Below are 17,180 nucleotides of genomic sequence, written 5' to 3'. Positions count from 1 at the left end.
TTTAACCAATCCTGCCTATCGGGTGCTGATGTACGTCGCACCCGATAGAGCCAGTAAATGACCGACAAAAGCAAGTCTGCCAATCCGCAAACCGCCCGGGGCAAAAGCGCCAGTGGCTGGAACCGCTTTTTCGGCGCTGCTGAAAAACCGCCCGTTTCGCAAATCGATAATTCGCAACTGGCCGAGATGGCGCGCGCATTCGAGGAATCAGGGCGCGGCTGGTTCTGGTCCACCGATGGTGAATTGCGGCTGACATATGTTTCTGATTGCGTGGGCCGAACGCTGGGGCAGGAAGCGGGCAATCTTATCGGGCAGCCACTCGAATCGCTGTTCAGGCAGGAACGCCGGGCTGACACGGCCAACAGCAGAACTTTGCCATTTGTGCTGCGCACCAAGAGCAAATTCAGCAATCTGGAACTGCTGGCCGCTTGTGATTCCGCAGAATGCTGGTGGTCGGTCAATGGTCGGCCCGAATTTGACAAGGCAGGCAATTTGCTGGGTTACAAAGGCAGCGGCCTTGACGTCACCCGCAACCGGCAAAGCCATGATGAAGCCTCGCGTCTGAGCGAATCCGATACGCTGACCGGGCTCGCCAGTCGGCACAGGATTTCGCAAAGGCTGGAAGCGGCGCTGACCGCATATAAGGTCGCCAAGCGAAGCTGCGCGCTGATGATAATCGATCTGGACCGGTTCAAGCAGATCAACGACACTCTGGGCCACCAGGCAGGTGACGAAGTCCTGAAACAGGCATCACAGCGGCTGATGCGGGTTGTGGCACCGGACTGGGAAGTCGGGCGCCTTGGGGGTGACGAATTTCAGGTAATTATGCCCGATATTGACGATCGGGGCCAGCTTGGCGATGCTGCCCGCAAGATAATCTCAATGATTTCGCAGCCCTATACAGTGGACGGCGTGCGCTGCGTTATCGGCGCATCTGTGGGAATGGCCGTTGCCCCGTTTGACGGGATTACCAGCGAGGAACTGACCCGCAGCGCAGACCTTGCGCTATATGCCGCGAAGAATGACGGGCGCGGGCGGTACCGGTTCTATTCCAGCGATCTGCATGACAAGGCGGAAGACCGCCGGCAGTTGGAAGACGACCTGCGCGACGCACTAGATCGCGGTGAAATATCGCTGATGTATCAGCCGGTGGTTGATGCGGGCAACAATCTGATTGCCGGGTTCGAAGCGTTGATGCGGTGGGACCACCCCGAAAAAGGGCCGATTTCGCCTGCCATCTTTATCCCTATTGCTGAAGACGCCAATATCATCAGCAGGCTGGGGGAATGGGCATTGCGGCAGGCGTGCGACGATGCGTCGAAATGGGCCGGCAATGCGCGGGTCGCGGTAAATGTTTCCCCGATCCAGTTTGCCAACACCGAACTGGCAGCCATGGTGGCATCGGCACTGTCCAATTCGGGCCTCGCGCCTGAACGGCTGGAACTTGAAATAACCGAGAGCGTGTTTCTGGGAGAAAATGCGGACACCGACAATGTGTTTGCCACCTTGAAAAAGGTCGGCGTCAGGCTGGCGCTGGATGATTTTGGCACGGGATATTCTTCGCTGGGCTATCTGAAGACCGCCCCGTTCGACAAGATCAAGATTGACCAGAGCTTCGTTCGCGGTGCCACAGAAAGCGGCAATCGCAATGCCGCCATCATCACTGCAATTGTCAGCCTGGCACAGGCGCTGGACATGGAAACAACCGCCGAGGGTATCGAAACGCTCGACACGCTGGACCTCATCCGCAAGCTGAATGTCAGCCATGTGCAGGGATATGTCTACAGCAGGCCCCTGTCCAACCACGAGATCAGCGAGCGGCTGGCGCGCGGTGATCTGCACATCATGCCAACCGGACATGATGTGCACCGGTATGATCGCAAGACGCTGTTCCGCATGATCGGCGTGATCCATGAAGATCACCGCTACGACGTCATGATGCGCAATTTGTCCAAAAGCGGTATTCGCATCGAAGGTCTGGTCGATGTGCCGGTGGGAACGGAATTTGTCATCGATTTTGGCGAGGGGCAACTCGCCGTGGCCACAGTCAAACGGTCCCATGAAACGTCACAGGGGCTGCAATTTGAAATTCCGCTGATCAGCGATGGATCGGACGGCCTGTGCACGCGCCACCGCGTTTCGCCTTATGTTCTGGCGGCAGCGGGCATGCCGCTGGCTGCCTTGCCATCGGGTAATTATCCGCTGGTGGGTAACGAGCCGATTGGCAGCGGCAAGCCGAAAAGCCTGCCTCGCTTTAGCCAGGTTGACCGATCAGACGTCCTGTTGCGCGTGGCCTGAACCGCAGCCTTGGCAGGTGGCGGACATCGCTTCATCTTCTGGTCAGCTTGCAATCGTAAATGTCGCAGTTACAGATGGTGATGGTGAAAACACTGCCAATCGGGCGGGGTGAGGGTCGTTTAATTGAGATTATTTTCCAATAGGCTGGCGGCAATATGTGCCATGCTGGTCATTATGCTGGTTGCTGGCGCGCGGCCTCTGTCGGCGCAGGTTGTGCCATCCGTCCTTGAAGAAGTGCGGCTGGTCACGCAGGATGATAACAGCGCGTCCTTCATCTTGCGTTTTTCGCCTGCGGAACCGCGCTATGCAGCCAATAATAACAACCCCAGCCAGCCGGAATTGCTGATCCGTTCAACCGTGAAAGCGGGCCGGGTTCCGCAGCGACAGCGATTGCGCGGCCTGGTCCGCGAAACTCTATTCCTCACGTCGGAAGGCAGCCTGCTGATGCGGTTTGACACAGCTGTGCCAGCCCGCGTTTCGGCCGAAAATATCGGCGCCAATTCCATTCAGGTCAAAATAGAACGGGTGAGCGCCGAAGAAGAAATTGGCAGCCGCGCCATCGGGTCTGAGGGCGAGGACGTGTTCCGCGCCGCCGATCTTGCGCCAGCCGATGCCTATTCTCCGGGCGATGCCTACGAGCTTGTGTTTCTGAAATATGCCGATGTCAGCGAAGTCATCGGCCTCTTGGTGGATGGCGCGGAGATCAAACCGAACAATGTCTTCATCCGCCGTGAACCGGGGTTTGGGTCGCCTGCTTCCAACCAGCAGCCCAGTTTCATCGGCGGCCAGCAACAGGCGCAGCGCGAGGAAATTCCGCTCGGCCAGTCATTTGGCAACGGGCTGGCGGTGGACCGGCGGCTGAACGCCATCTGGATTACCGGCAGCACCGACCGCATTGCGCGGGTAAAGCAGCAGATCGCCCTCATCGATGTGCCAGTGGACAGTGTGATCCTGGAAACGCAATTTGTCGAACTGACGGAAAGCGGCGCACGCAATCTGGGTATCGACCTTAACAATACTGCCGGCCAGCTGGCGGTGGGTTCGCTTGATACAGGGTCGTTCCTGCCGTTTGGGGTGGACCCGAATGACGTGCTGCCATCAGGCACGTTACAAGCCGCCATTTATGCCCAGATTCAGAAAGGCGAAGGCCGCATCGTGTCCCGCCCGCGGATTGCCGCGCAAAGCGGTTCGACCGCCAAGATCATCACCGGCGATGCCTTGCCGATCCTGACCGCTATCACCCTGTCAGGCGTGAATGGTGTGTCCCAGCAAGTGCAATATGTGAATGTCGGGGTGACGCTGCAAATTGCGCCGCGGGTGAGCGAAGACGGGTTCGTGACATCGCAGATTTACGGGGTGGTTTCGTCGGTCACCGGGTTTTCGCAAGGCTATCCGACTATCAGCCAGCGCGAGGCGGAAACATCCGCATCGGTAAGGGACGGAGAAACTTTTGTTATTGGCGGCCTGACCCAGGAAAACAGCCTGACGAACAAATCGAAAATTCCGCTTCTGGGCGATATTCCGCTGCTTGGCGCATTGTTCACGGTGGAACGGTCCACCCGCAGCAAGACCGAGCTGTACATCGTCATCACCCCCCACATTGTGCGGCACCGCCGGTTCGATAATGAGCGTGATTTGCAGGCAGGCGTCGATGGCGCGGCGGCGGAACTGGCACCATTGGCGAACTGAGCGCATCGCTGAGAATTATCTGAAAGCAGTGCGTAATATAATTACGATTTTTCGGCATATAGTTATTACCTAATGCCAACTTTACCAAAGCTCACGTAAGATTCGGACTTCTGTTCATCCCAATAACTGCACAGTCTGGCGCTGAGGCGCATTAAAAACGTTACGTTTTGGTCGGTTATGCCGCGTGCTGACAATTGTACGAATGGACAGCGCCCGCATCATCGTTAAAAATCCTCTCTCTGCCGTCGAAGGGTCGCACGGCAGAAAAAACCTTGGAGGGTTTCTGATGAAATTGAAGTCACTTGCACTATTTGCTGCGCTGCCCATGGTTGCCCTGGCCGCGCCGGCCCATGCAAAGCCCGGCGACAAAATTGCCAACAGCTTCATTTGTGTGTTCGACAAGACTGTATCACGCGGCAATGCGCAGGCTGAAGCCAACCGTTCGGTGCAGGCCACCGAAGCGCAGGTTACGCGTGTTTACAGTGTCGCCCTCAAGGGTTTCGCCGTGAACGCAGCGCCGCAGGCAGTTGCCGCGATGCAGCGCAACAATCCATCCATCGCCTATTGCGAGCAAGACCAGGAAGTCTCCGCGATCCAGACCTACGGCGTTGGACCCAGCGCACGCGGCAAGCCGGGTGGCGGCGGCGCAACCCAGCCTCCGCAGGAAACGCCATGGGGCATCGCCCGCGTGAATGGCGGCGCTTCGGGTAGCTACAAAACCGCATGGGTCATCGATACCGGTATCGATTTCAACCATCCCGACCTCAACAGCGATCTGGCGCGCAGCCGCAGCTTCGTTCGTGACAGTTCACCTGCGGATGGTAACGGCCACGGCACCCATGTGGCAGGCACCATTGCGGCAATCGACAACAGCATTGGCGTGGTTGGCGTGGCTGCGGGCGCAACCGTGGTGGCGGTGCGCGTGCTGGACAATCGTGGCAGCGGCTCCAATTCCGGCGTGATTGCCGGTGTTGATTACGTGGCACAATACGGCCAGGCCGGCGATGTCGCCAATATGAGCCTTGGTGGCGGTGTCAGCCAGGCATTGGATGATGCAGTGGTCAATGCCGCTGCTGGCGGCGTGCGTTTTGCCCTGGCGGCTGGCAATGAAAGCGACAATGCGAACAACCATTCGCCAGCGCGTGCCAATGGCCCCAATGTGTTCACCATTTCGGCATTCGCCATCGGTGACAATTTCGCCAGCTTCTCCAATTATGGCAATCCGCCGGTTGATTTTGCTGAACCGGGTGTCTCAATCAAATCCACCTGGCTGAATGGTGGTTACAACACCATCAGCGGCACATCGATGGCAACGCCGCACTTCGCCGGCCTACTGCTGGCTGGCAACATCGCCAACGGCGGTACAGTCAAGGGCGACCGTGACAGCACTCCTGACCAGATCGGCGTGCACTGATACATCGGTATTGATCGTTCCGATAAAGAAGGGCGGTCTGCGTTGGCAGGCCGCCTTTTTCTATGGCATCGCGAATTATTCTAAAGGCTGATCAGCCCCATTCGTAGCGCTTTGATGGTTGCACCCACCCGTTCGCGTGCTTCCAGTTTCAGAAACAGCCGTTTGACATAGGTGGCAATGGTGTCGGGCGAAATGTTGAGAATATCGGCAATATCGGTATTGGATTTGCCCCGCGCGATCCATTCCAGAACCTGTTTTTCCCGCGCAGACAGAATGACGTGATCGCTGCGGCGGTCCTGCAGCAGGCAGATCTGCGTATGGGCAGCCTGCGCAATCGCCCTCAATGCAGAACAGGCGTCACTGTCGTCAATCGCCCGCGGGTCATCAAAACCATACGACATATATGCATTGCGGTTGCGCGGCCCGAACACCGGGATACCGATGCCGTGGACCAGACCGCTATCGCGCATGGCCTGGAAATATTGCAGCACTTTTTCATCGGTGCCCCTGGCCACGGTTTCTTCAATGGCAGTGGACCAGCGTAGCAATTCGCCCCGGCCCATAATGTAATCGGGAATGGGATCATGGGTCCTGAATGACCGGTCCTCGTACAGGGAAATCCAGTGCGGCGGGAAACCGGCTGAATCGACGACAGTTTCTTCCGAAGTCTGGCTGTGGAAAATCGGCGTGAAATGATAGCTATGCCTGACAGCGCCATAATTGCGCGCAGCAGATCGAACCAAGCGGAAAATGTCCCCGATCACATGATTGGTACTGATCTGCGCAATGGCCCGTTCCACAGGAGCCTCCCCCGCGGCTCCAGCTTGAACGTCAAACTGCCAGCTCGCTTGACTTGAGCATTGCATAGATTCTGAAACTTGACAAATTGGCGCTAAAATACGCGATAAAAGCAAGCAAATTCATGATTTTGACGTAATAATCAGTATAAGAAACGATTTATTGGTTTCTGCAATTTCAGATAAATCGGAAATCCGGTTTTTATTAGATCAGATGAAAATATCCACATAGAATCAGAAAAGAAGTATTTCTGAAATGATCATGTAAGTTTTTGCATATGAAGAGTGGTCTTCAAAAAGACGACTTGACGCGAAAATTGCTCATCGCCCTCCCTGCCGTGAGCGCCTGCAAAGGATGTGGCTTGGCAGCAAGCGCCCCTCGCCTGTCCACATTCCTATGGGCTCTTGCATCAACTTCACTTGGCGTTCAGCGAAGCGCTGGTTATAGGCGCGATATGACGACGAAAACGCGCTCCCCGCTGAAGCTCGCCCTTATTGCCACTGTTGCTGCTAGCACAGTGCTGACCGCCGGTTGTGCAGGTCGCAGTTCCGGGCCGAAAGACACTGCCTATGTGGCGCGCGATGTAGAATCGCTTTACGCAGAGGCCAAGCGACGGCTGGATGGCGGCAATGCCACACTTGCAGCGGCGCTGTTTGATGAAGTGGAACGTCAGCACCCTTATTCGCCATGGGCACGGCGCGCGCAGTTGATGAGTGCGTTCAGCTATTATGTCGGGCGCGATTACAACAAGTCGATCCAGAGCGCCCAGCGCTTCCTGTCCATCCACCCGGGCAACCGTGACGCGCCTTATGCGTATTATCTCATATCGCTGAGCTATTACGAGCAGATCAGCGACGTTACCCGCGACCAGAAAATTACCGAACAGTCGATGGCGGCGCTGACCGAAGTGATCCGCCGTTTCCCCAACACTGCCTACGCCTCAGATGCGCGGCTGAAGCTGGACCTTGTGAATGATCACCTTGCGGGTAAGGAAATGGAAATCGGCCGGTTCTATGAACGGTCGGGCCGCTGGTTGTCCGCACAGATCCGGTTTCAGAATGTGGTCGATAATTTCCAGACCACCAGCCACGCGCCTGAAGCACTTTTCCGCCTGACCGAAACCAGCCTGGCCTTGGGAATTCCTGAGGAAGCAGTAAAATATGCGGCTGTTCTGGGTGCGAATTACCCCGGCAGCAAATGGTATGACAAGGCGTATGACCTGGTGCAGAAAAACGCAGCAGGCGTTACTGCCAGTTGAAGTGGCAGGGCGCGGGGCGGCTGAATTCCCGGCCATTACGGCGCTGCTGACAGCCATGACACACAGGACTGTTTGCAATTTCACGCCATCAGGTGACGGGCGCTGTCCATTGGGCTAGAGATTGGTGTCCTATGCTGACCCAGCTTTCCATCCGTAACATCGTCCTGATCGAGGCGCTGGACCTGTCATTTTCAGGCGGGTTGGGCGTGTTGACGGGCGAAACGGGGGCGGGCAAGTCCATCCTGCTTGATGCCCTGGGCCTTGTACTGGGCAATCGGGCGGAAACATCGCTGGTGCGTGCTGGCGCTGATCAGGCCAGCGTCACGGCCAGCTTCGAATTTTCCCGCCTGCCTGACCAGATGGCACTTGTGCTGGCAGAAGCCGATATCGAGACAGAACCGGGTGAACCGCTGATCCTGCGCCGAAGGATCAAGGCTGATGGCGGGTCCAAGGCATTCGTCAATGATCAACCCGTCAGCGTGGCGCTGCTGCGCGAACTTGCGCCGGCGCTGGTGGAATTGCATGGCCAGCATGATGATAGGGGGCTGGTCAATCCGCGCGGCCACCGCGCGCTGCTGGACCAGTTTGCAGATTCGGATGTGTCAGGCGTGACATCGGCGTGGCAATCGTGGCGCAAGGCGAGTGACCGGCTGAGAGGCGCGCGCGACGCTGTGGATCAGGCCAAGGAAGATCAGGATCTGCTGATTGCATATCTTGCGGAAATTACCGAGCTGGAACCGCAGGCAGGCGAGGAAGCGCGGCTGGCCGGCGCGCGTTCCGATATGCAGAAGGGCGAGAAACTGTCCGGCGATCTGGAAGAATTGCGCCAGGTCTGGGAAGGGTCGTCATCGCCTTTGGCATCGCTGCGGTCCGCCGCGCGCAAGCTGGACCGGATTGCGCCGGAACATCCGCTGCTGGCCGAAGCTCTGGCGGCGCTGGACCGTTCGGTCATCGAAGCGGGCGAGGCTGAAGACAAGCTCAACCAGGCCGCTGGCGCGCTGTTTCATGATCCCGAAGCGCTCGACATTGCGGAAACACGGCTGTTTGAACTGCGGGCATTGGCGCGCAAGCACCGCTGCGAAGTGGATGCGCTGCCTGAACTGATGCGGTCCATGCGCGACCAGCTGGATGCGATCGAGGGCGGCGAGGCAGAGCTTGATTCGCTTGAAGCAGCCGAACGCGAAACCCACCAGATATACCGGGCGCGGGCCGAAGCGATGCACGCCAATCGCGTGGCTGCAGCCATGCGGCTGGATGAAGCTGTGGCCAATGAACTGGCGCCGCTGAAACTGGACGCAGCACGGTTCAAGACGGCTGTGTCCGATTTGCCCGAAGAGCGTTGGGGCCCGAGCGGGATGGATGCGGTGGAATTCCTCATTGCCACCAATCCGGGCGCGGATTTTGCGCCACTGGGCAAAATTGCCTCTGGCGGTGAATTATCGCGTTTCATTCTGGCGCTCAAAGTGGCGCTGGCAGAAAAGGGCGGCGCAGCGACCATTATCTTCGACGAGATTGACCGCGGTGTGGGCGGGGCAGTGGCCAGCGCCATTGGCGACCGGTTGGCGCGCCTTGCCGATGGCGGGCAATTGCTGGCCGTAACGCACAGCCCGCAAGTCGCCGCACGGGGCGGGCAGCATTACATGATTGCCAAATCATCCGAAGGCACGGTGACCAAAACCTCTGTCGCCCTGCTGGATGATGCGGGCCGCAAGGAAGAAATTGCCCGGATGCTGTCGGGCGCGGAAATTACCGAAGAAGCACGGGCGCAGGCAAAAAGGCTGCTGGAAGGCGTCTGACGCTTATCTACTCCGCTTCGGGCTGGCCCAGGTGCAACAGCGTGAAGAAAGCCAGGGCGGTAAAGGTGAAGGCGCCGCTGGCAGATCCATCGCCGATTTCGGTTTGCCACATCTGGTACGCCGCCGACCCGAAAACAGTAAACAGGCCGAACCAGGTGAAGATTGCCAGCCCCGCACCCAGTTTCGCTGTCTTCTTGGCTTCCGCAAAAGCCGCAGCATCCTTGCGCGCAGTCCACAGGCGAAGCGCGCCGAGCAAGCACACCGCAGCGGTGGCGCATTCTGCAAGCAGGACGGCGATGGTGGGCAGCCATGCCATGGCCGGTGTAAGGGGAGGCACGAAGCTTTTCGGATAGGCTGTATGGTCGGTCAGGCTCAGCACATAGGCAAGGCTGCCATGCGCCTGTTCAAGATTGACGAAATTGTTGATGACGAAAAACAACGCCATCAACCCCAATAAAGCTGTGAATAGCGCCTTCAGATTTCGGTCGAGCATCGGTATCCCCCCACTTAGGACTGCGACCTCGGTGGTAGACATAGACACACATGCAGGATTTGGCAAAATGGCGGACAAGGATGCAACCGGCGCAATGACAGAAGCTGATGCCGCCAATGAACTGATGCGCCTTGCGCGCCAGATCGCCCATCACAACCGGCTGTATCATGCCGAGGACGATCCCGAGATCAGCGATCCCGAATTTGATGCGCTGGTGCGCCGCAATGCCGAACTGGAAGCCGCCTTTCCGCATCTGGTGCGGCCAGACAGCCCCTCCAGCGGAGTTGGGTTTGAAGTGGCTGCATCCCCATTGTCCAAGGTGCAGCACGAAGTGCGCATGATGAGCCTGGATAACGCATTTTCGGACGACGAAGTGGCGGAATTTGTCGCCCGTGTCCGGCGTTTTCTCAGCCTGCCCGATGATGCACCGCTGGACTTTACCGCTGAAGACAAGATTGATGGGCTGTCCTGTTCGCTAAGATATGAAAATGGTGTTCTGGTGCGGGCCGCCACGCGCGGTGACGGGCAAGTGGGCGAAGATGTGACGCCCAATGTCGCGCATATTGCGGACATTCCGCAAAGGCTGAATGGCACCGCGCCAGCCGTTTTCGAAGTCCGCGGCGAGGTTTATATGGCGCGCGCCGATTTTGCCGCGCTCAACGCCGCGCAGGAAGAAGCGGGCGGCAAGCTGTTTGCCAATCCGCGCAATGCCGCCGCCGGATCGCTGCGGCAGAAAGATGCCAGCGTCACAGCCAGGCGCCAGCTGAAATTCTGGGCCCATGGCTGGGGCGCGGCGAGCGACGTGCCGGGCGAAACCCAGGTCGAAATCGTGCAGCAGATGCGCGCTTGGGGATTGCCAGTGTCGCCGTTTTTCAGCCGGGTGAGCGGTTTGGTGGAAATGGTCGGCAGATATGAGGAAATCGGCGCTGCGCGGGCTGAGCTGCCGTATGAAATCGATGGCGTGGTCTATAAGGTGGACCGGATTGATTATCAGCAGCGGCTTGGCTTTGTGGCCAAATCCCCGCGCTGGGCAATCGCGCGTAAATTTCCGGCAGAACAGGCAGAAACCACTCTGGAAAGCATTGATATCCAGGTCGGGCGCACAGGAAAACTGACGCCTGTGGGCCGGCTTGCCCCGGTGCTGGTTGGCGGCGTGACTGTCACCAATGTGACGTTGCACAATCGCGACGAAATTGCCCGCCTGGGTGTGCGCCCGGGCGACAGGGTCATCATCCAGCGGGCAGGGGATGTCATTCCGCAGGTGGTAAAAAACCTGACCGGCAAGGTTGAGCGACCACCTTTTCCCTTTCCCGATCATTGCCCGCAATGCGGCAGCGAGGCGGTGGCAGAAGAGGGCGAAGTGGATGTGCGCTGCACTGGCGGGCTGATCTGCCCGGCGCAGCGGACGGAAAGGCTGAAGCATTTTGTCAGCCGCGGCGCGCTGGATATTGACGGGCTGGGCGAAAAAACCATCGACCAGTTTTTTGCCCTTGGCTGGCTGGAAAGTCCGGCCGATATTTTCCGTCTGAAAACCCGCAAGGATGCCATTCTCGGCCTTGAAGGCTGGCAGGACAAGTCTGTGGAAAAGCTGTTGGCGTCAGTGGAAAACCGCCGCCAGCCCGATGCGGCGCGGCTGCTTTTCGGCTTGGGCATTCGCCATGTGGGCGCGGTGACGGCGCGTGATTTGCTGCGCCATCTGCATGAACTGCCGGTGCTGCGCGACCTGGCCCTGAAAGCGCGCGAGGGCGACGAGGAAGCTGCGCGCGAATTGACCGATATTGATGGTGTCGGGCCAGTGGTAGTGGAAGCGCTGGGCGATTTTTTCCATGAAGACCACAATGTGAAAGTGTGGGACGATTTGCTGAATGAAGTCAGCCCGCCGCCCTATGTGGTCGAGACATCGGACAGCCCAGTAACGGGCAAAACGGTGGTTTTCACGGGCAAGCTGGAAACCATGAGCCGGGACGAGGCCAAGGCGCAGGCCGAACGTCTGGGCGCCAAGGCGGCTGGCACTGTCAGCGCCAAGACCGATCTGGTGGTGGCGGGGCCAGGGGCTGGCAGCAAGCTGAAAAAGGCGGCTGACCTTGCCATTGAAGTGATTGATGAAGCTGCATGGGCGCAAATTGTGGCGGCTGCCGGTTGATGACTATGAATTGATGCAGGCGGCTTGGCGCGTGAGCCTTGGAGCGTGCGGCTTGGCGCTATTGCTGCGTTGGCATCACCCACTGCATGACGCCGCCTGCAAATGGGGTCCACCAGCCGGTTTTTATTCCGGCATCGGCAAGGGTATTGCTGGTCCACTGGTTGCAGGTGTTGCCCAGCGTATAGCGGCCGGGCGCATCGTAAAACACATCATAATCGGTATATCCGCGATAGACGGCGCGCTGGCCCGGTGGCGGCAAATTTGCCTCGATCTTGCGGACGATCCTTGCGTAAGCATCCGGGCTGATCCGCAAATTGCGGTGGTCCGCACTTGGCGCGGGCCGCACATAATGCGCGACATGAAGCAACCCGTCACCGCCCACAGTCGCCACCCGCAATGCGGTTGCCGGTGACAGGTCAGTCCATTCCGGCGTGTTCAGAAAAACTTCCCGTTCGCCCCAACTGATCGACACATGGGTATAATCGCGATTGGGCTGCGGCAGGTCGCTGGCCGGAAAATCTCCGCGCCAGTCCTTCTGCGGGGTCACCAGTGGCAGCACCAGCGCTGTATGGATGCCGTTGGTTTCCACCATGATGGTGATGCCGGTTTCAGGTTCCTGCCAGCCGGAATTGCGCGGGATGGCCGCGCCGACCCATGCGCAAAGCAGAAACAGCACCACCAGTAATGCCACAGCGAACAAGGCCCGCACCAGCCATTTTACCACTCTTGTAAACGGCTTTGCAGCCAATTTTGCAGGCGGTTTCGCGGTCATACTTCGCGGCGTTTGCGCAGCCATAAGATCGACCAGTCCCCATTGACCAACCTTGCCGCCAGACGAAAGCCTGCCTTGCGGTAGGCTTGCCGAACATGGCCTTCCTGTGTGGTCAGCAATCCGGCCAGAACCACGCTGCCACCCGCCGGTACGGCAGCGGCAAAATCGGGTGCCAGTTCGACCAGCGGGCCGGCAAGAATGTTGGCAAGAAGCAGATCATAGGGTCCGCGCGCCTCAATCAGCGGATGGTCCATCCCATCTGCCACCACGAAGGTCAGTTCACCCGCGCCGCCGCCCAGTGGCACATTGTTGGTCGCGCAATTCTCGTCGATGACAGGCACGCATACGGCGTCGATATCGGTCGCCAGCGCCAGCGCCCGCGGCCACAAGGCCAGCGCGCCAAATGCCAGCAGGCCGGTGCCGCTGCCAATGTCGGCAATGTTGCGCGCCTGCACGCCGCGCCGCTTCATGGTGGTAAGCATGGCAAGGCAGCCTGCCGTTGTCTCATGCTGGCCCGTGCCAAAGGCCTGACTGGCCGGAATGACCAGATCGGTAATACCTTTGTCTGAAGACGGCGGGTGATCTGGCGAACGGACGTGGAACCGCCCTGCGCGGATTGGCTCCATGCCCCGCTGGCTCAATGTCAGCCAGTCGGTAACGGGTATTTTCTCCACCACGAATTCAGGCGCCCCGCCTGCAAACAGCTGGGCAAGGGCGGTTTTTTCAGCCGTGCCGGGCTGCCGCGGGCACCAGGCTTCCAGCACCCACTCATCCGGTTTGTCTTCGGCAATCTCGCTGCCCGATATGACCAGTTCAGGGTCCCAGTCCTCAATCTCGTCATGGGCCAGCAAGGCTGCCTGCACAGTCAATTTGGGGGCGAAGCCTGACAGCTTCCAGCTTTCAGCGGACATAGCTGGCACCATTGGCGTCCAGCGTTGCGCCAGTCATGCTGGGCGGCGCATCCAGCGCGCAGAATGTGGCAATGGTGGCGATTTCTTCCGGCAATGCCACGCGGCCCAGCGGGATGTCTGCCAGCAGGCCCGGCCCGCCGCGGCTGGAAAGATAATCGCCTGCCATCGCCGTGTCAGTGAAGCCGGGCGTGATCGCGAAGCTGAGGATCGAATCCTTCGCATATGCGCGAGCGATGGTCTTGTGCATCGCCAGCATCCCGCCCTTGGCGGCGGCATAATGCCAGTGCGCGGGCGAATCGCCGCGATGCCCGGCGCGGCTGGCGATGTGGACAATCCGGCCCGGAACGCCCCGCTCCTGCCAGTGCCGGACAGCCAGACGCGATAGCAGCGCTGCCGCTGTGAGGTTGATTCGCAGCGTGTTTTCCCACCCTGCCAGCCATTCATCATCGCCTGTATCAAGCGGGGTAGCGGTAAACTGGCCGGCATTGTTGATCAGCACATCCAGCGTGCCGCCGCTGCGGTCCAGAGCGGCCTGCCATAATTTTTCCGGCGCGGCTGCATCCAAAAAGTCTGCACCTATCGTATCTGCATCATGCGCCGCTGAACCGTGCCCCACAACGCGGGCACCGCGCGCGGCAAGCTGTTTGAAAATCGCCGCGCCAATGCCGCGGCTGGACCCTGTGAGAAGTATGTTTGTCATGAAACAGCACCGATAATCGCGCAAGGGCAGTAAAGATAGACGCCTTATCCTCCCTTGCGTGCCTTGCCTAAGCCGCCTGTTTCGCTAAGGAAGCGGCAGGAAATTGCACAACCGGAAAACCCATATGGCCGAACGTCCACTATCACCGCACCTTAGCATCTGGAAATGGGGGCCGCATATGCTGGTCTCCATCCTACACCGCGTTACAGGTGACGGGCTGGCGCTGGTCGGGTTGGGCGTGCTGGTGTGGTGGCTGGGCGCGATTGCCAGCGGCCCGGACGCTTATGCCACATTCAGCGACATCATGACATCGCCGCTGGGCTACATCGTGCTGGTGGGCCTCAGCTGGTCCTTCTTCAGCCATATGTGTTCCGGCCTGCGCCATTTCGTCATGGATCTGGGCGCTGGATATGAACTTGATACAAACCGCATCTGGTCCATCGCCAGCCCGATCCTTGGCATCGTGCTGACGGCAGGGTTCTGGGCGCTGGTGCTGTACGCTTGAGGATATTGGATAATGGGTAACGGAACATCCATCGGCCGCGTGCGCGGCCTGGGCCCGGCGCATCACGGCGCGCATCACTGGCTGCTGCAACGCTTTACCGCGGTCGGCAATCTGCTGCTGGTGCTGTGGTTTGTGGCATCGCTGGTGATGATGCAGGACCTTGGCTATGCTGCGGTGCGCGAATGGCTGTCAAAGCCGCTTTCGGCCACTGCCATGGCGCTGCTGCTGGTCAGCACGTTCTGGCATGCACGGCTTGGCCTGCAGGTGCTGGTTGAAGATTACGTCCACACGCCGGGCAACAAGTTTGCTGCCCTGCTGCTGCTGAACTTTGCCGCATTGGGCGGCGCTGCATTCAGCATTTTCTGTGTTGTCCGCATTGCATTGGGAGCTGCCTGATGGCCGCTGATACTTCCGCCTACAAGATTATCGACCACACTTATGACGTTGTTGTCGTGGGTGCGGGCGGTTCGGGCCTGCGCGCCACCATGGGCGCTGCCGAAGCGGGCCTGCGCACTGCCAATATCTCCAAGGTTTTTCCCACACGCTCACACACTGTTGCAGCTCAGGGCGGCATTGCTGCCAGCCTCGGCAACAACACCCCCGACCATTGGTCGTGGCATATGTATGACACGGTGAAGGGGTCTGACTGGCTGGGCGATCAGGACGCGATCGAATATCTCGTCCGCGAAGCACCGCAGGCAGTTTATGAACTGGAACATGCCGGTGTGCCGTTCTCCCGCAATGAAGACGGCACCATCTACCAGCGCCCGTTCGGCGGCCATATGCAGAACATGGGTGAAGGTCCGCCAGTGCAGCGCACCTGCGCCGCTGCTGACCGCACCGGCCACGCGATGCTGCACGCGCTCTACCAGCAGAGCCTGAAGTATGATGCGGACTTCTTCATCGAATATTTCGCCATCGACCTGATCATGAAGGACGGCAAATGCGTTGGCGTAATTGCCATGTGCATGGATGATGGCACGATCCACCGTTTCCGCAGCCACTCGGTCGTCCTGGCCACCGGCGGTTATGGCCGCTGTTATTATACCGCGACTTCGGCCCACACCTGCACCGGCGATGGCGGCGGCATGGTGCTGCGCGCTGGCCTGCCATTACAGGACATGGAATTCGTGCAGTTCCACCCCACCGGCATTTATGGCGCCGGCGTTCTCATTACCGAAGGCGCGCGCGGGGAAGGCGGCTATCTGACCAACTCCGAAGGCGAACGGTTCATGGAACGCTATGCTCCATCGGCCAAGGATCTCGCCAGCCGCGATGTGGTTTCGCGCTCCATGGCGCTGGAAATGCGCGAAGGGCGCGGGGTTGGCCCTGAAAAGGATCACATCTACCTGCACCTCGATCATATCGACCCCAAGGTGCTGGCAGAACGGCTGCCCGGCATTACCGAAAGTGGCAAGATTTTTGCCGGTGTCGACCTGACGCGCCAGCCCCTGCCGGTAACGCCAACGGTCCATTACAACATGGGCGGCATCCCCTGTAATTATCATGGCGAGGTCGTCACCGTCGGTGCGGACGGCAACCCGGAAACGGTCATTCCCGGCCTGTTCGCGGTTGGCGAAGCGGCGTGCGTTTCGGTGCATGGCGCCAACCGTCTCGGTTCCAACTCGCTGATCGATCTGGTGGTGTTTGGCCGTGCAACCGGCCACCGCCTCAAGGAAATCATCAAGCCCGGCACATCGCATGATGAACTGCCTGCTGACAGCGCCGACATGGCATTGGGCCGGCTTGATCATTTCCGCCATGCCAATGGCAGTTCGCCCACAGCGGAAATCCGTTCGGAAATGCAGAAGACGATGCAGAAACATTGCGCCGTTTTCCGTGACAGCGCCCTTCTTGCTGAAGGCGTGGAGATGATGAAGAAGACCAACAAGCGGATGGAAGACGTGCGCGTCACGGACCGTTCGCTGATCTGGAATTCGGACCTGATCGAAACGCTGGAACTCGACAATCTGATGGCGCAGGCCTCTGTCACCATCAATTCCGCCGAAAACCGCAAGGAAAGCCGCGGCGCCCATGCGCATGAAGATTTCCCCGAGCGTGACGATGCCAACTGGATGAAGCACACCGCCGTGTGGTTCGAAGGTTGGGGCGGCAAGGGCGGCGATGTGAAGATCGATTATCGCCCGGTGCACGAATATACGCTGACGGACGACATTCAGTACATCGAACCCAAGAAGCGGGTTTACTGATATCTGACAACTGTCACCTGACAACTTGCCGTTGGGGCCCGCAGTGGGCCCCGACAATTATGGATAAATTATCGGCGCTTCCCGCAAGGGGGGCGCCGATTGCGTTGCAGCGTGCCTGGACGCTGCCGCATTCAGCGCATTCATCAGACATTCAGTTTACAAGTGTAGTCATAGCGTCTACAAATGTAATCCA

14 protein-coding genes are annotated in these 17,180 nt (G+C 59.0%); 9 read left to right on the top strand and 5 right to left on the bottom strand.

The genetic code is table 11. The features are described 5' to 3' along the window. Positions 1–57: 57 nt before the first annotated feature. The 3 genes from GRI44_RS06090 (at position 58) to GRI44_RS06080 (ending at position 5,401) form a co-directional block, all read left to right on the top strand. Entirely contained in the window at positions 58–2,298 is a 2,241-nt protein-coding gene (locus GRI44_RS06090; protein WP_160600492.1) for a putative bifunctional diguanylate cyclase/phosphodiesterase, read from the top strand. Positions 2,299–2,460: 162 nt separating this feature from the next. Then, a complete protein-coding gene (locus GRI44_RS06085; RefSeq protein WP_160600491.1) occupies positions 2,461–3,987 on the top strand; it encodes a type II secretion system protein GspD in 1,527 nt (508 codons plus the stop codon). A 286-nt stretch (positions 3,988–4,273) separates the two neighbouring features. Continuing rightward, positions 4,274–5,401, top strand: a complete 1,128-nt coding sequence (locus GRI44_RS06080; protein WP_232842985.1) for a S8 family serine peptidase — start codon at positions 4,274–4,276, stop codon at positions 5,399–5,401. Positions 5,402–5,481: 80 nt separating this feature from the next. On the opposite strand, the gene GRI44_RS06075 is transcribed toward GRI44_RS06080, so the two are convergent. Beyond that, complete coding sequence (locus tag GRI44_RS06075; RefSeq protein WP_160600490.1) at positions 5,482–6,201, bottom strand: helix-turn-helix transcriptional regulator; 720 nt, start codon at positions 6,199–6,201, stop codon at positions 5,482–5,484. Positions 6,202–6,653: 452 nt separating this feature from the next. Here GRI44_RS06075 and GRI44_RS06070 point away from each other — a divergent pair, with 452 nt between their 5' ends. After that, the gene (locus GRI44_RS06070) at positions 6,654–7,457 is read left to right on the top strand and encodes an outer membrane protein assembly factor BamD (protein ID WP_160600489.1); all 804 of its coding nucleotides are present in this window, start codon (positions 6,654–6,656) and stop codon (positions 7,455–7,457) included. Between the two features lie 131 nt (positions 7,458–7,588). Continuing rightward, on the top strand, positions 7,589–9,253 hold the full coding sequence (recN, locus tag GRI44_RS06065; protein WP_160600488.1) for a DNA repair protein RecN: 1,665 nt from the start codon (positions 7,589–7,591) through the stop codon (positions 9,251–9,253). Between the two features lie 7 nt (positions 9,254–9,260). Here recN and GRI44_RS06060 read toward each other — a convergent pair whose 3' ends face one another. Next, the gene (locus tag GRI44_RS06060) at positions 9,261–9,824 is read right to left on the bottom strand and encodes a DUF2165 family protein (protein WP_160600487.1); all 564 of its coding nucleotides are present in this window, start codon (positions 9,822–9,824) and stop codon (positions 9,261–9,263) included. Between GRI44_RS06060 and ligA the strand changes: the two genes are divergently transcribed. Then, positions 9,814–11,889 (top strand): NAD-dependent DNA ligase LigA, encoded by a 2,076-nt coding sequence (gene ligA, locus GRI44_RS06055; RefSeq protein WP_160600486.1) that lies wholly within the window; start codon positions 9,814–9,816, stop codon positions 11,887–11,889. The genes GRI44_RS06060 and ligA overlap by 11 nt on opposite strands. Before the next feature lie 58 nt (positions 11,890–11,947). On the opposite strand, the gene GRI44_RS06050 is transcribed toward ligA, so the two are convergent. From GRI44_RS06050 to GRI44_RS06040, 3 genes are read right to left on the bottom strand one after another with little or no spacing between them, the layout of a single operon-like run. After that, positions 11,948–12,661: a DUF2459 domain-containing protein gene (locus GRI44_RS06050; RefSeq protein ID WP_160600485.1), complete on the bottom strand. Its 714-nt coding sequence runs from the start codon at positions 12,659–12,661 to the stop codon at positions 11,948–11,950. After that, positions 12,658–13,572 carry a 50S ribosomal protein L11 methyltransferase gene (locus GRI44_RS06045; protein ID WP_160600484.1) on the bottom strand — a complete coding sequence of 305 codons (915 nt, stop codon included), beginning with the start codon at positions 13,570–13,572 and terminating at the stop codon, positions 12,658–12,660. The genes GRI44_RS06050 and GRI44_RS06045 overlap by 4 nt, the downstream gene beginning before the upstream one ends. Then, positions 13,562–14,272, bottom strand: a complete 711-nt coding sequence (locus GRI44_RS06040) for an SDR family NAD(P)-dependent oxidoreductase (RefSeq protein ID WP_160600483.1) — start codon at positions 14,270–14,272, stop codon at positions 13,562–13,564. The genes GRI44_RS06045 and GRI44_RS06040 overlap by 11 nt, the downstream gene beginning before the upstream one ends. Positions 14,273–14,396: 124 nt before the next feature. Here GRI44_RS06040 and sdhC point away from each other — a divergent pair, with 124 nt between their 5' ends. From sdhC to sdhA, 3 genes are read left to right on the top strand one after another with little or no spacing between them, the layout of a single operon-like run. Continuing rightward, positions 14,397–14,777 carry a succinate dehydrogenase, cytochrome b556 subunit gene (sdhC, locus tag GRI44_RS06035; RefSeq protein WP_160600482.1) on the top strand — a complete coding sequence of 127 codons (381 nt, stop codon included), beginning with the start codon at positions 14,397–14,399 and terminating at the stop codon, positions 14,775–14,777. Positions 14,778–14,789: 12 nt separating this feature from the next. Further along, entirely contained in the window at positions 14,790–15,173 is a 384-nt protein-coding gene (gene sdhD, locus GRI44_RS06030; protein WP_160600481.1) for a succinate dehydrogenase, hydrophobic membrane anchor protein, read from the top strand. Further along, the gene (sdhA, locus tag GRI44_RS06025) at positions 15,173–16,987 is read left to right on the top strand and encodes a succinate dehydrogenase flavoprotein subunit (protein WP_160600480.1); all 1,815 of its coding nucleotides are present in this window, start codon (positions 15,173–15,175) and stop codon (positions 16,985–16,987) included. The genes sdhD and sdhA overlap by 1 nt, the downstream gene beginning before the upstream one ends. Positions 16,988–17,180: the final 193 nt, after the last annotated feature.

Origin of the sequence: Allopontixanthobacter confluentis (assembly GCF_009827615.1) — a bacterium.
Lineage (GTDB): Bacteria > Pseudomonadota > Alphaproteobacteria > Sphingomonadales > Sphingomonadaceae > Allopontixanthobacter > Allopontixanthobacter confluentis.
This window is presented reverse-complemented; position numbering and strand designations above follow the sequence as displayed.

Bases quoted from the DNA above. Each gene is read 5' to 3' on its own strand.
- GRI44_RS06045 (WP_160600484.1), bottom strand. From the start codon at position 13,572: ATGTCCGCTGAAAGCTGGAAGCTGTCAGGCTTCGCCCCCAAATTGACT.
- sdhC (WP_160600482.1), top strand. From the start codon at position 14,397: ATGGCCGAACGTCCACTATCACCGCACCTTAGCATCTGGAAATGGGGG.
- sdhA (WP_160600480.1), top strand. From the start codon at position 15,173: ATGGCCGCTGATACTTCCGCCTACAAGATTATCGACCACACTTATGAC.
- GRI44_RS06085 (WP_160600491.1), top strand. From the start codon at position 2,461: ATGCTGGTCATTATGCTGGTTGCTGGCGCGCGGCCTCTGTCGGCGCAG.
- sdhD (WP_160600481.1), top strand. From the start codon at position 14,790: ATGGGTAACGGAACATCCATCGGCCGCGTGCGCGGCCTGGGCCCGGCG.
- GRI44_RS06090 (WP_160600492.1), top strand. From the start codon at position 58: ATGACCGACAAAAGCAAGTCTGCCAATCCGCAAACCGCCCGGGGCAAA.
- recN (WP_160600488.1), top strand. From the start codon at position 7,589: ATGCTGACCCAGCTTTCCATCCGTAACATCGTCCTGATCGAGGCGCTG.
- GRI44_RS06070 (WP_160600489.1), top strand. From the start codon at position 6,654: ATGACGACGAAAACGCGCTCCCCGCTGAAGCTCGCCCTTATTGCCACT.
- GRI44_RS06050 (WP_160600485.1), bottom strand. From the start codon at position 12,661: ATGACCGCGAAACCGCCTGCAAAATTGGCTGCAAAGCCGTTTACAAGA.
- ligA (WP_160600486.1), top strand. From the start codon at position 9,814: ATGGCGGACAAGGATGCAACCGGCGCAATGACAGAAGCTGATGCCGCC.
- GRI44_RS06080 (WP_232842985.1), top strand. From the start codon at position 4,274: ATGAAATTGAAGTCACTTGCACTATTTGCTGCGCTGCCCATGGTTGCC.
- GRI44_RS06040 (WP_160600483.1), bottom strand. From the start codon at position 14,272: ATGACAAACATACTTCTCACAGGGTCCAGCCGCGGCATTGGCGCGGCG.